The sequence below is a fragment of the Rhizobium sp. SG570 genome (genome assembly GCF_012275345.1).
GTDB lineage: Bacteria > Pseudomonadota > Alphaproteobacteria > Rhizobiales > Rhizobiaceae > Rhizobium > Rhizobium lusitanum.
This window is the reverse complement of sequence record NZ_JAAZQI010000018.1, coordinates 119,113-131,704: the sequence shown is the minus strand read 5'-3', so window position 1 is coordinate 131,704 and position 12,592 is coordinate 119,113. Positions and strand designations below refer to the sequence as shown.

The following is a 12,592-nucleotide window of genomic DNA, read 5'->3' as shown; positions in this document are numbered from 1 at the left end:
TGGGGAACCCTCGCAGGCTCTATGTGGCGGATAATTCCAAGCCCGAGATTAGACAGAGGCAGCCCCAGACGAACACACGGAAATGCGGTACCCAATCCGCGCATAAGAGTATGCCAGCCGTCGTCAAGATGCCCTGCCTCCTCCTTTGTTCAACAGCTTCAAACATGCGTGCTTTCGTCCGCAAGGCCGGAAAGGAAAGAGTCATGATTAAGGAGCTTGCAAATGAACATAAGAGAGCCTGGTTGGTCGTCCAGGCACTGGCATAGCCGGCATGTGCGCTTCCAGGCGGAACACTCGGGAACAATTGGTGCGGGTCAGGGTTCGTAGGGCTACCGACCGACGAAAGACATCATGACAGAGACGGACGTTCACGATGTCTTCGTCGTCGGCGCGCACAATGCGTATGTGATGGAAAATCAAGCATAGCATCATGAAGCCGCAGCCCATTGGACCGGCTGTCCTTCAATCAAGGTTCCACGTTGCCAGAGGAAGAGCAAACATGGCTGACGACAGATTTGCATGGATTAGCAAGCGTGCCTACGCCATCTGGGAAGCGGCCGGGCGTCCGTCTGGATGCGATCAGGAACATTGGAAGCAAGCTGCTGCCGAGCGCGATATCATGGAGCGTTCGCGGGCGTCCGTAGATGGAGAGGAGTTGCTTCTTAGATTTCGACAGAAGGCAACTCCTCCCAATCCGGATCAAGCTTTGCAAGCAGAAGACGGAGACGAGCGCATCATGGCAGACCGTATTTCATAGCCGGCCTAATGGCTCACCGAAATGCAATGGGCGTCTCTACCGAAAAGATGGATTTGCTCCCGATTGATGGTGAGACTGACAGACTGGCCAACGCTTAGTTGAACGTTGACCGGCAGCCGGACGGTCGTCAGTTGATAGCCACCATGAACGACATAGGCATAGGTGTCGGAGCCGAGCCGTTCGATGGTGCAATTTTCAATCCCTCCGCCGTCGGCTCGACGGTCGGAGTAGCTACATCGTGCTTACGAAGGCTACACAGGAACCATCTGGGAAGCGGCTGATCGAAAATCTGGATCAAACTGCGAGCGCAGAGTCTTCCTTACGCGATTGATGAGGCGGACACGAAGTGGCCTCGGATCCCTCTCCGCAACATAACGCAATGTGAAAAGACACTCCGCAACATGGGCCCGGCACATAGTGACACGTCACGAGGCGGGCTGATGCGTTTCGCAAGTGCCCTCTCTTTTGCAGAACAAAGATGAGGCATCTCAATAATGCATTTCAGGATATTCGCTATCGCCGCCTTGGCTCTCTCTTCCGCCGTGCCTGCCGTGGCCGCGGACATGACTTACGAGCCTTCATTATACCCATGAAGGCTGCCTTCATCGCGCTGGGCCTGGCTGCCGCCACGATAATTGGCCCTATCACCCCGGCACTTGCTCAAGTCGTCATTCACCAGGATCAGTCGTCGACGACTATTCCACCCAGGATGACACGGAGCAGAATTTCCTTCATGCCTGAAAGAACCATCACGATGCGCGTAACAGGTGGGGAGAGCGCCGCGGCAACTTCGGTCCGGACGATGTGATCCGTCTCCTGGGGGCCGTGGCTATCGCGTGAAAAACGTAAATCACGTCGAAATTCGCTACCTGGTCGAGGCAACGCGAGGCGACGACAATCTCCTGGTGAGCGTATCCCGTCGCGGAGAGATTTGGGCGTCGTCCATGATAGCGGCTATTGACGCCGATCATAACCAAGCCCCTCAGCTGCTATACGATCAAGCTGAGGAACACTCAGGATACATCAGCAGGGTAAACGCCACGGCCATTGAAGGACGCGGTTTCCTCATGTGACATCAAACCGCTCAAGCATCTTGTTAAGCCGCAAATTCTCGGCTCGAAGCTGTTCAGCCAGCAGCCTCTTGAGCCGCTTGTTTTCTGCCTCAAGCGCGGTCACTTCGTCCAAGGAAATCGGATCCTCGAAAGTCGCGGATCGCGCGCTTTGCTTCTCGTGTGCACCCGTAGAAGCCTGCGCATTCGCATGAGTGGAGCCGTGCCTGGTGCGTTTCCTCGCAGCGCGCGCCGAAGCCGCTTGAGGCTGCGGTGCCGGCTCGCTCTCCTGCATCTGTGCGACAGCTTCGACGTTCGGGCGATCCGCCTGCTGCTTCGGCGCGTCAAACTCCGTAGCCACGGCCGACGGTATCAACGTTTGTGCAACATCGAGATCGTCCGCATCTTCGCCGACAGAACCCGCATTGCTCGGATCAGGTAGCTTGTCTTCACCCGCATCCGGCGTGCGGGATAGGTCATTCGAGCTGAACGGATGCGATGGCTTATCATGGACTTCGCGGGCCAGAGCCTTGAGGTCAGTGTCTCCCCAAATCGAGCTCACCCGTGTCTTTGACTGTCGTCGCCCCGACTTGACTTCAACAACGAAACTCCGTTGTGGCGTTCTCATATATTCCCAACCTTAAGCAACTGGTGAAAAACCGACGCCGATCGGCGCCGCTGTATTTTGCTGGCGGACAAATATAGCTCCTCACCGCGCGCTTCAACTGGTTGGAGCGCAAGGGTGACGTTTTGCCCAGCGCATCAACAGTCTCGTAGCTGACGTGATTCCACAAGCGAAACATTTGTCTTTTCGATTGTCCACCTTGATGGAGCTCGCTGGAGGCGAGCCTACAAAATGCCGGCGTCAAACAATGTCCGGCACTCAATGGAGAGACTGACCGCCCACTCCATTCCGATCTTGGATTAGTCCAGTCCGAGCCTCTTGCGCAGCTCCGCATTTTCTGCGCGCAGCTTTTCCGCCAGAATCTTGCGAAGCCTTTGGTTCTCTTCTTCGAGTTGAACGAGATCGGCCAACCCGTTGCCGACCGAAACAGGCTTCTCCCCCCCTTGGTCAACGGCCTTCGCTGTCCGTTTCCACTGATAGTAGGTTTGCTCCGATATGCCGGCGTTCTTGATCGCGTCCCTGAGCGTACTTGTACCCCCGGCGACCTGCGTTCCTATCAGCTTGAGCTTTTCGCCTCTTTCCTGCTCGCTATATCTCCTGGGCTTTGCAGCTGGCACAGCCGACGTTGCATCAGTCGCCTTTGCTTCAGCCTGAACCGGTGTGGCAACCGCCTTCTGGCGCCGTGGCGCTCTCTGCTTCTTGACCTTCGGCGTTTTCACCTCTGCCTCTATCCCCGTAACTGCAGCAAGCGGTCCCGTGTTAGTCTCGTCAGCCATCAGTGTTTCCTCCTTAGCCATTGCCTGTTGTCTGCCGAGTGAACGACAGAGTCAACTCAACCGCCAGCCCGGTGCTCCACGGATGATTGATCCGGGATCCATGCTGCGTGGTCATGCAGCCCTTGCGGATAAAATGTGTGCCGGGCACATCAGAATATGTGACGTCAACATCACTTGGCCTAGCTCATTGCTTGAGGCCACTATGTCAGACGTAAATCCAGGCTTGGATGAAGCTTCTTCAGATTTGGCAGTGACTTCATCTGCCATGGAATCTGTGAAGAGCCGCAAACGGTAAGGTGAATGTCTGGATGCTTGCGCGCCTCGATCGTCAGTTTGGCAAGCAAGTTGATACCAGAAGAATTCAAGAAGTGCAGGCCGGTCAGATCGAAAGTAGCCTTACCACCGCCCTCGTCGAGCACTTTTTTAGCCAGATCATAAACCGGCGCATAGGCATCTGGACCCGCCAGGCGCATGGTTCCATCAAAATACAAGGTGCTGCCTTCGGACCAGACGCGGAACGCTTCTTCTTTGATTTCCATACGACATGCCTCTCGCGGGTTCACGATAGCGCAATTGCCATCGCAGCATAGGTTTCCAGCTTAGTTCGCCTGTGCGGCCGATCTTCCTCGAAACGCCAGGCTAGATGAACCTGGTAATCGCTCATCAAAGTCAACAGTCCCAATCCGGATGTGTTGCCACCTTCAAGCGCAGCCGCTTCGATCTGTTCTATCAGGAGCTCGTTCGGATCGCCGGCTATCACCCTCGACAACAATTGTTGAAATCGAGCGGTAGTATCGTCATCGACGAAGTTCGCTATCCGCATTCTAAAGTTATGGGCATCCGTCAGAGCCTCGATAACGATCTCACCGGAAGTGCGAAACTTGATGGCGTTTTCGATCAGCTCATTCGTAAGATAGCCTATGTCGTGCCTTATGGTCTTGTAGTGGCGTTCGGAAGACCGAAAGCCGAGCGCTATCGTTTCTGCGATAAAGTCCGAGGTTATAGCTGAATGCCGCCACGCGAGCCGTAGCGGTCCGTCAAGCAGGCGAAGCCGCAGAGCTTGGCTTGTATCGAAAGAAACGAGATTTTCTTGGCCATATAGTACGACTGTCATGCTCTCACCTATGCCGCATGACGACGAGGGTAATGTCATCATGAATCTTTTGCGTGCCGATGTAGGCCATCAGATCGTCGAGTATCCCCTTGACTACCTCTTCCGCGGTTCCGCCATGCAAGCGACGCGCATCCTGCAAAAGCCGCTCGAAGCCGAACAGTTCGCCGCTGGGATTTTCAGCTTCGGTGACGCCATCCGTATGTAGGACGACCATATCACCTTTCTCAAACGATACTTCCCGCGTGTCGATGAACTGCGTAATATCGGCTTCGAGGCCAACCGGAAGACCGAGGTCGCCGGTATCTATGCGCTCGACCTCGCCGTTCTGGCGGATAATGATCATATCCTCATGTTGGCCCGATATCGTCAATCTCTTACCGTCATAGTCGAGGAAGGATAAGGTGATGTGCTTGTCCGTCTCCGTTCGTTCGATGTTCTTGAAAATCGTGCGGTTGAGGTCGGCCAGGAATTTTGCCGGATCCATTTCGCCTGCTTCTTGCAGCGCACGAGCGATCGATTGAACCATCAGCATCAGCACGCCGCTCTCAAGCCCGTGGCCGGTCACGTCGCCAATACCGATCTTCAGATTGTTTCCGTGCTGCAGGACATCATAATAATCACCGCCGACCTCATCGGCCGGGCGCATGTAGGCGGCGATTTCCAGATGCTTGAAGGCTGTCAGCTCCTTGGCACGCGGCAAAACCATGCGCTGAATATGCCGCGCCACATCGAGTTCCGCACCAAGGCGCAGGTTCTCGCTCTTCAACTGATTGGCGAGCGTGGAGATCTCCTCCTTTGCCGCCTCTATCTCCTTCGTCCGCTCCACGACCAGCTTCTCGAGATTTTCGGTGTGAAAGCTGATCTCCTCGGCCATCCGGTTGAATGCGACGCCGGCTTCAGCCACCTCATCCCTGGTTGGAATGTCGACCCTGACGGAGTAGTCTTTTGCCTGGATGCGCTTGGCGGCACCCGCCAGCGCGCTGATACCGCCGGTGATGCGCTTCGACGCCGCAAAGACCGCAGCGGTGACGATCATCAGTGACACGAGAACCGCGAGGATCTGATAAAGCAAAATCCTGTTGGTCGCGCGTGATATCTCCTCCTTGGCCGCAATCAGCGAAGCATAGATCTCGCGCTCTGGCACGACGATTCCAAGCGACATGACCTCGCGCTGTATGGGCCCACTCACCCAGAGATTGGTGGGACGCAATTGCTTGACGACTACGAGATAAGGAACCTCTTCGCCGTGTTCGGTGAGCGAGATGTGCTGGATGGCACCATCGGCATCAAGCGGCATGGTCGCAATGGCCTTTTGCGTGCTGTTCCGCAGCGAGCGGTCGAGACCGGTGACGCCCTTGTTGGCGGCGTCATTCGCCGCTCGCAAACCGATGGCCTTCTCTCCGACCGGATTGATTGCGACGACATTTCCATTCGACATGGTCAAGAAGCCGAAGCCGCTTTGAGCAACCTTCACATTCTCGACGATCTCGGCAAGCTGAGTAAGGGTGATATCGGCGCCGGCGGCACCTGCCACTCCATGCCTGTCCGCCGTCCAAAGCGGATGGAAGAAGCTGACGATCAGTTTTCCGGTAATCGCGTCCGTGTAGGGAGCGGTCTGGGTAATGTAATCGGCAACCGGCCGCGACGAGGGAGACAAAGCCCATTGCTGCCAGGATTCATAAAGGCCAGGAAAAAAGAAAGTCCAGAAATCAGCACTGTTGTGGCCTGGGTAGAGCCGGTCGAATGTCTGCGCCTGCGTCGTGTAAGGCGCAGTCCGGAAGATCGGGCGCTCCCTGGGACCGATATAGTACATTTGCAGCTTCGACGCGCCGTTATGCAGCAGCGATGGAGCGACAAGATCAAGTATGGCGCTCGTCTCAATGTCGGCCTGTACCTGCGGAAAGGGATGGTGGTCCTTGTCCAGCATATAACCCCAAACACTGATGACGGAGGGCCCTCCCGGAAGATTTTGCGCCCACTGGCCAACGGGATCGTAGGTCACCGTCACGGCATCGGGGGCAGCTTTGGCCAAGGCTGTGCCGACATTTCCATTCCTTGTGGGATGATCGATCTGACCCTGGAGCACCCCTGCCAGCGCGCTCACATCGGAATGCACCTGGTCGAGAAGCAGACCGACCTGGGCGGCCGTGGAATTGGTATAGGAGCGGATATAATCCTGGCTCGCCTTTTCGAGGCCTTCGCCCACTTGGGCGGTCGCGTTGCGGGAGAGGCGCTGCACATTCCAAAGTGCAAGACCGCCGCTGACCAGCAGGTCGAAAAGGACGGCACCTCCGACAACGATGAGGAATTTGGCGCGAAAGGAACGCAGACCGAGTCTCGGTTTAGCGGTTGGTGGCATCGTCATAGCGGCTTTTGTCCCGATGAGGCCCAGATAGGCCAGCCGGCATAGCCTCTTGGGTGAAGCGCGGCAAAGATGTGGTCCTCGAACCCCTGTTTAAACCGATCGATGAATTCAGGTGAATCGCCTCTCCTGACCGCCATCTCATCGGCATAGACATTCCGCCATGCCGTGATGATGTCAGCGAAGTCCTGGGGATCGTCGTCGAGATTGGTCACCATGAAACTTTCCATCTGCACGTTCCTGAAACCGGCATCCAGCAGCATGCGACGACCTTTCGGTCCCATTTCGACATCCATGTCGAAATGAGCGAATAGCTTGGCAACCTCGTTATATGTCCACTGGATGCTCTCGGCTTTCGGCTCTCCAAGGCAATGGGAGTTCTTCTCGTTGGTGATGTAAACCCTGCCACCCGGTTTGCAGATACGATAGAGCTCCCGCAGCAGCACATCCGGGCGGTCGAAGATTTGCAAAGAGTGCCGGCAGGTCACAAAGTCGAACTGGTTACTCTCGAACAGCATCTGCGATGCGTCACCATAGGTATATTCGATGTCCTGGACGTCGAAATTCTCCGCCACTGTGCGGGCGTAGGCGAGGCTTGGAATCGAGTGGTCGAGTGCAACGATCCGGGCCGGTTTGAAGTCCTTTCTCAAGAGCATCGCAAAATCGCCGATCCCGCAGCAAATATCGGCAATATGCATACCCTCGCGAAGCCCGTGGCGCGGCAATATTTCGCGCTCATGCCGCCAGGTCATCTTGGTTTGAGTCCTGAGGATGGGGATGAAACTCTGGTTCTCGACGAATGTCTGACCCGGATAGAACGCGGAGTCGTAGATCTCGACGGTGATATTGGGCGATAGATCGTTTAGATGGCGGAACAACCGGGACGCCCATGCGACGACGCTCGACGCGACCACGGTAAGCTTGATATCCGGCCTTGAGCGGGTCGCGTCGATGAGGACATGCGCCAAGGCGCGGAACGCCGTGTTGTTCATATGGGTGACACGCTTCAAATTGATATAGCAGACGCCCTTCACCGTTTCGACGCCGTTTCGCAGTAGGGCCAGATCATCGGCGAGTTCCGAGACCGAATGGGGTCTGAGCACTCCGCAGAGAGAGAACTCCTGATTGTTGACGTCGAATTGCGCCGTGAAGCGGTGGGACGAATAGGTGCTCAATTGAGTAGCCTTTCGAGCGGCAGATCCACGACAAAGGTCAACATTCCGGTATCCCTATAGTAGAGCGTGATGTCGGCGTCGTAGTTGATGGCCAGACCGAGAAGGATCGCATGCTCGGCTGGCGCGGCACCACTCGTGATCACATCGAGATAATTCGCAAGCGCCTCGTCGCTCTTCAAGCCCGTCACGACCGCATCGTAGAAGCGACGTTTCTCAGGCGAACAGGGAAAGGTCAGTTCTATCCGCTCCGTTTCGTCGCGTCGGTAGAAGCGACAGACAAAAGCACCATCGCGCTCCCGAGCGTGGAACGACATCTCGAAGAGCTCATTCAGGGCCGACGAAAGCACATTGGCGTGGCGGATGGGATCGTGACGATCAAGACTGACCATACCGGCGACATAGGTCGAGCATTGATCGCAGTTCAGCCAATCCGCCGTAAAGGCGGCCATCTTCATTTCCAGCTCGAGCATCGGCTCGAAGGCAGCATCTGCCGGCGTTTCCGTGGTGTTCAAGCGAAACCTCCTAGATGAAATGTGCCTCAGAAAAATCAGGGTCTGGCCTCGACCTCATCAAAGGTCACGGCCGGGTGCACGCGCGCCCTTTGCTTTATAAAGTCATGAAGCCGGTCGACATCGAGCGGCGGACTGAGAAAATATCCCTGCAATCGGTCACAGCCTTCGCCCTGGAGCCAGGCGGCCTGTTGCGCCGTCTCGACCCCCTCCGCGGTTACGCGCATGTCCAAGCCATGTGCCAGGGTGATCACGGAGCGAACAATGGTCTGGCTCTTTTTGTCCTGCAAAAGGTCCCTGATAAAATACCGGTCGATTTTGATGTTATCGAACGGGAAATTCTTGAGGTAACTCAGGGAAGAATACTCGGTCCCAAAGTCGTCTAGTGAAATCTGGATTCCGAGCACGTTGAGCGTGTTCAGAGTATCGAGATTGTTGATGGTGCGCTCCAATAAAACGCCTTCAGTGATTTCGAGTTCCACGCGCTCGGCGGGAAATCCGACCACGTCGAGTGTTTGCGAGACCCGATCGGTGAAACCCGGCGTCAGGAATTCCGCAGGGGAAAGATTGACGGCCAGGCTGTAGTTCACCGGCCACGTAAGGGCCTCCCTACATGCTTCCTCGAACATCCACTGGCCGATTTCACTCATCAGGCCGTCGGCCTCTGCCATGGGAATGAAGGCTGCCGGCGGAATGATCCCCAGGGTGGGATGCCGCCAGCGTATCAGCGCCTCGAAGCCGACGACGGTGAATGGAGGCTCGACCAGCGGCTGGTACTCGATGAAGAACTCATCGTGTTGGAGCGCCACGCGCAGACTGCGACGCAGCAACTCCCTTTGCTCCACCACGACCAGCATGCTCGGATCGAATGTTCGCGCCCGACGCCGGCCTTCCTTCTTGGCCGCATAGAGAGCAACGTCGGCAGCTTTCATCAGCTGCTCTCCCTCATTGCCGTCTCGTGGCGCGACGGCAACCCCGATACTGACGCCGACGAACAACGAGATACCGTTGACGACAAACGGCTTCTTGAATTCGGCGACCAGAGCGTCCGCCAATCTTTCAGCCTCGAAGAGTTGTTGCGAACCAACCTGTATGATGGCGAACTCATCGCCGGCGAGGCGGTAGACCGTCCCATTTCGACCGAGGGTTTTTTTTATTCTTTCGGCGGCAAGTTGAAGGATGACATCTCCGGCGCCGTGCCCCAACGTATCGTTGACGGGCTTGAAGTCGTCCAGATCGAGCTGCATCAGGGCAGGTCCAGCTTCTCCGCTGGCCGGCAGCAGCTTTTCCAACTCCGCGCTGAATTGGCGGCGATTCGGCAATCCGGTTAAAACATCATGTGTTGCCTGATGAATGAGCCGTGCCCGTTCACCGTCTTCAGACGACGTTTTCTTCTTGGCATCCGCACCGTCGATCTCGATGACCAAAAGACCGGTCCGGATATAAAACAACAACAGGTCGCATTTCTTGGGCATTGAAGCGTCGAGCCGGATGGTTCGCGGTTGGCCGGTATCAATCACCAGCTGGACGATGGCCGCAAGGGCGGGCTTCGCCAAGGCAGGATAGGCCTGCCGCAACGTTATACCTGTCCGAGATCCAAAACCAACATGCTCCTTAAATTTCTTGGAGGAATCGACCAGTTTGAGATCGAGGTCCCAGAGTGAGATCAACGCGTCGAAACCGCTCTCAGATTCGGACTCTTGTGGAATGAGCTGCGACCGATCCACACGGCTTTCGGGCATAGGGCCTAGTCCTCCCAAAACAGCCACCCGGCGTGTGGCCGCTATCCAACTTGAACTAGCCCGTTCGCATCGGCGCTTATGCATCCATTATCGCAGTCACATCAATCGTACGGGCGCAGGCATAACTTTATCGGCGCTTGGCGACTATTTTAAATTAACATATTACCAGATGTTTAATTAGAAAATAGCTAATTGGCGCTACAACATATACGGGCGAAAAAGCTGTTGACAAATCGCTAACGGAGCCACGCTCGCCGGAACCCTTATCGATAGTCAAAAGCAACCTTCTCGACCTCGCCGAAAGCAAGCGTCACTCTGCAAGCATGTGCAGCGCGCTTTTGTGCAAGTTTAAAGCGTTAGTATATTTTAACATGAAAGAATCGAAAGGCGTTGCCTGTGCTTCCAGGCACTTCCTATAGCATGATCTGGCTGCTTGCGCCTGCCTATCTCAGCCCTGTCCCTGCTGAACGCGCAATGGCGGCTCCTCCGACCAAGGTCGCCATTAACGGGCATCGGAATTAACTGTTCGAATGACGCCGGTTGGGAAGAAGTTGCCGGCCGGATTGATCGACCGCCCGGTAGGATCTGTCAGCATAGTTATTCGTGTCACTTGTGCCGACGGTGGAGGCCGGCCGGTTCCGATTTGCATCCCTCAGTGATCGCGGGGAGATCTCGAAACTCAAACCGTCATCGAAGCCGAGATCGATATCGCCTATCTCCAATACACCCCAGAGGACTTCTCTTCGGCTGGGATTGATGCCGGAGCTGCCGGTCTTGTCGCCGGCCATGACGATGGCAGTTGGATGCTCAACGATGCCGGCACGTCGGGCTGGGAGGATCCGGGGCGTTCCGATGTCTCGTGCCTGCATTGCAATTGCTCCCTTTTTTAATGTTATTATTGAGACCGCTGTTTGGTTGAGTACCGCATGCCGGATTGTCAGGATGACAAAGTGCCGATCTGCAAGTCATTATTCAGATACGAAGCAAGCCGGCGAGTGAGCCCGCTTGCCTCAATAAATCGGGCCTCTTGATCCGAATTTAGCGACGACACTGCCGGACCTGTCAAATCAGCAAAAGGAAGGGGGAGAGCGATGGACGCGCCGTGAGCATGACACCAATTGCGCAAGCAACTTAATCACTTAGACTATATCCAGCAGGTTCATATTCGACGCCCCCTCCAAAGACAGGACATTCGGTCGGAATTGCACTTTGCATCTAATCGATTTGGAGGTACGTCCGACCGCCTGCTCTAGTCTTTGTTGATGTGATGCTCCACATCGGGAATGCTCGTCGAGCCTGGTCGCATCGACCTTGCCACCCGCCCGCATATCCTCCGCCCCGCATAGCCTGAATGAAAGGTGGAAAGTCAGACGGCGCGGATCCCCATCATTGCCGAGGAGATCGATGGTGACGGCGCGCGGAATGCCAGTACAGCTCAAGCTTATGCTTGGGTGTGATCCATTATCATGCATCCAACAAAAAAAGCCTCCGAGCGAACCGGAGGCTTTGGCGAGCGTCTTGAAAGTTACAATATCTGCGCGATTTTCTTCGGACCATGGCTCGGTGCCTCATCGCGTCTCACTTATTTTTTTCCGGCAAGGCAAAACGGCAAATCAGATTTCCGGATGCATCGAAGACCTGCAGCTCCGCGGCCCAGCTACTGGGTGTGCTGCCGACGATAGTCTTGGACAGATCCTCGCGATGTCCTCCCTTGGCAGAAAACTCTCCCCCTTGCATGTTGGAGGACACGCCTCCCTCCGAAGTCGACTGGACCTGAAACTGGTAGCTTCCCTCGCGTGCCTTGGCGGGGATCAGCACGGCGGCAAGATGCGTCATGCCACCGATATCCTGGTACTCGATCTTGCAAGTGTCTGCGGGCGGTAGGGCGTTTACCATCGAACTTCGAGCTCCTTACAGTTTGGGAGAGCCGGGCGAAGCGCCGGCTCTCCCAAGCGCATTAGTGCTGGACCGTCACGGACATGTTGCCCTTGCCAGACTGATCCGTTTCAGAATAGTTGGAATGACCGAACTGGACAGTTGCCGAGAGGTTGGCCTTGCCAGCCTGGTTCGTATAGGACTGATTGGCCTTGCCGAACTGAGCCGTTGCCGAGATATTGTTTTTGCCACTCTGCAGCGATTGGGCGTAATTTCCTTTGCCGACCTGACCGATGCCAGAAAAATTGCCGTGGCCGACTTGTCCGGTTGCAGCCATATTGCCTGTGCCGCTCTGCGACGTTACAGACACGTTGCCGCCGGCAAAGGCCGCAGTCGAGGCAAATACGATAGCGGCGGAAAGAATCAGAGTTTTCATGGACATGGATGTTCCCCTTTCAATATCCGTCCCCATTGACGGTTATTGCAGGCTATCGACGTCCCCGGCGTTCTGCAGTGCCTCAATCAGGCTAAGCTGATAGCGGTTTTAAGAGATGACTTGGGCTGACGTTCATGAGGGGCTGCCTCAACACTTCGCAGCATAGGTAAAA

General features: G+C 55.7%; 12 protein-coding genes. 1 reads left to right on the top strand and 11 read right to left on the bottom strand.

The features are described 5' to 3' along the window. Positions 1-499 precede the first annotated feature (499 nt). A complete protein-coding gene (locus FHT28_RS28710; RefSeq protein WP_168598056.1) occupies positions 500-757 on the top strand; it encodes a DUF2934 domain-containing protein in 258 nt (85 codons plus the stop codon). 1,065 nt (positions 758-1,822) lie between these two features. Here the strand turns inward: FHT28_RS28710 and FHT28_RS28695 are convergent. From FHT28_RS28695 to FHT28_RS28645, 11 genes are all read right to left on the bottom strand, one after another. Beyond that, the gene (locus FHT28_RS28695; RefSeq protein ID WP_348645033.1) at positions 1,823-2,368 is read right to left on the bottom strand and encodes a hypothetical protein; all 546 of its coding nucleotides are present in this window, start codon (positions 2,366-2,368) and stop codon (positions 1,823-1,825) included. A 362-nt stretch (positions 2,369-2,730) separates the two neighbouring features. Next, complete coding sequence (locus FHT28_RS28690; RefSeq protein WP_168598060.1) at positions 2,731-3,207, bottom strand: transposase; 477 nt, start codon at positions 3,205-3,207, stop codon at positions 2,731-2,733. Positions 3,208-3,407: 200 nt separating this feature from the next. Beyond that, complete coding sequence (locus FHT28_RS28685) at positions 3,408-3,746, bottom strand: hypothetical protein (RefSeq protein WP_034512334.1); 339 nt, start codon at positions 3,744-3,746, stop codon at positions 3,408-3,410. 20 nt (positions 3,747-3,766) lie between these two features. Then, on the bottom strand, positions 3,767-4,321 hold the full coding sequence (locus FHT28_RS36430) for an ATP-binding protein (protein WP_037191840.1): 555 nt from the start codon (positions 4,319-4,321) through the stop codon (positions 3,767-3,769). Positions 4,322-4,325: 4 nt separating this feature from the next. Next, positions 4,326-6,686 carry a SpoIIE family protein phosphatase gene (locus FHT28_RS28675; protein ID WP_081999544.1) on the bottom strand — a complete coding sequence of 787 codons (2,361 nt, stop codon included), beginning with the start codon at positions 6,684-6,686 and terminating at the stop codon, positions 4,326-4,328. Further along, a complete protein-coding gene (locus FHT28_RS28670) occupies positions 6,683-7,858 on the bottom strand; it encodes a class I SAM-dependent methyltransferase (protein ID WP_047561708.1) in 1,176 nt (391 codons plus the stop codon). The genes FHT28_RS28675 and FHT28_RS28670 overlap by 4 nt, the downstream gene beginning before the upstream one ends. After that, positions 7,855-8,370 (bottom strand): ubiquinone biosynthesis methyltransferase UbiE, encoded by a 516-nt coding sequence (locus FHT28_RS28665; protein WP_168598053.1) that lies wholly within the window; start codon positions 8,368-8,370, stop codon positions 7,855-7,857. The genes FHT28_RS28670 and FHT28_RS28665 overlap by 4 nt, the downstream gene beginning before the upstream one ends. A gap of 35 nt (positions 8,371-8,405) precedes the next feature. Then, complete coding sequence (locus FHT28_RS28660; RefSeq protein ID WP_168598052.1) at positions 8,406-10,109, bottom strand: EAL domain-containing protein; 1,704 nt, start codon at positions 10,107-10,109, stop codon at positions 8,406-8,408. Positions 10,110-10,627: 518 nt separating this feature from the next. Beyond that, the gene (locus FHT28_RS28655; protein ID WP_168598051.1) at positions 10,628-10,978 is read right to left on the bottom strand and encodes a hypothetical protein; all 351 of its coding nucleotides are present in this window, start codon (positions 10,976-10,978) and stop codon (positions 10,628-10,630) included. 709 nt (positions 10,979-11,687) lie between these two features. Next, positions 11,688-12,005, bottom strand: coding sequence for a curli-like amyloid fiber formation chaperone CsgH (csgH, locus tag FHT28_RS28650; RefSeq protein WP_281408474.1), 318 nt, complete (start codon positions 12,003-12,005; stop codon positions 11,688-11,690). A 61-nt stretch (positions 12,006-12,066) separates the two neighbouring features. After that, positions 12,067-12,426 (bottom strand): hypothetical protein, encoded by a 360-nt coding sequence (locus tag FHT28_RS28645; RefSeq protein WP_047639060.1) that lies wholly within the window; start codon positions 12,424-12,426, stop codon positions 12,067-12,069. Positions 12,427-12,592 lie beyond the last annotated feature (166 nt).

What these genes read in the sequence shown, in the direction of transcription:
- FHT28_RS28685 (WP_034512334.1), bottom strand. Translation starts at nt 3,746, where the DNA reads ATGGAAATCAAAGAAGAAGCGTTCCGCGTCTGGTCCGAAGGCAGCACC.
- FHT28_RS28660 (WP_168598052.1), bottom strand. Translation starts at nt 10,109, where the DNA reads ATGCCCGAAAGCCGTGTGGATCGGTCGCAGCTCATTCCACAAGAGTCC.
- FHT28_RS28675 (WP_081999544.1), bottom strand. Translation starts at nt 6,686, where the DNA reads ATGACGATGCCACCAACCGCTAAACCGAGACTCGGTCTGCGTTCCTTT.
- csgH (WP_281408474.1), bottom strand. Translation starts at nt 12,005, where the DNA reads ATGGTAAACGCCCTACCGCCCGCAGACACTTGCAAGATCGAGTACCAG.
- FHT28_RS28655 (WP_168598051.1), bottom strand. Translation starts at nt 10,978, where the DNA reads ATGCAGGCACGAGACATCGGAACGCCCCGGATCCTCCCAGCCCGACGT.
- FHT28_RS28710 (WP_168598056.1), top strand. Translation starts at nt 500, where the DNA reads ATGGCTGACGACAGATTTGCATGGATTAGCAAGCGTGCCTACGCCATC.
- FHT28_RS36430 (WP_037191840.1), bottom strand. Translation starts at nt 4,321, where the DNA reads ATGACAGTCGTACTATATGGCCAAGAAAATCTCGTTTCTTTCGATACA.
- FHT28_RS28690 (WP_168598060.1), bottom strand. Translation starts at nt 3,207, where the DNA reads ATGGCTGACGAGACTAACACGGGACCGCTTGCTGCAGTTACGGGGATA.
- FHT28_RS28645 (WP_047639060.1), bottom strand. Translation starts at nt 12,426, where the DNA reads ATGTCCATGAAAACTCTGATTCTTTCCGCCGCTATCGTATTTGCCTCG.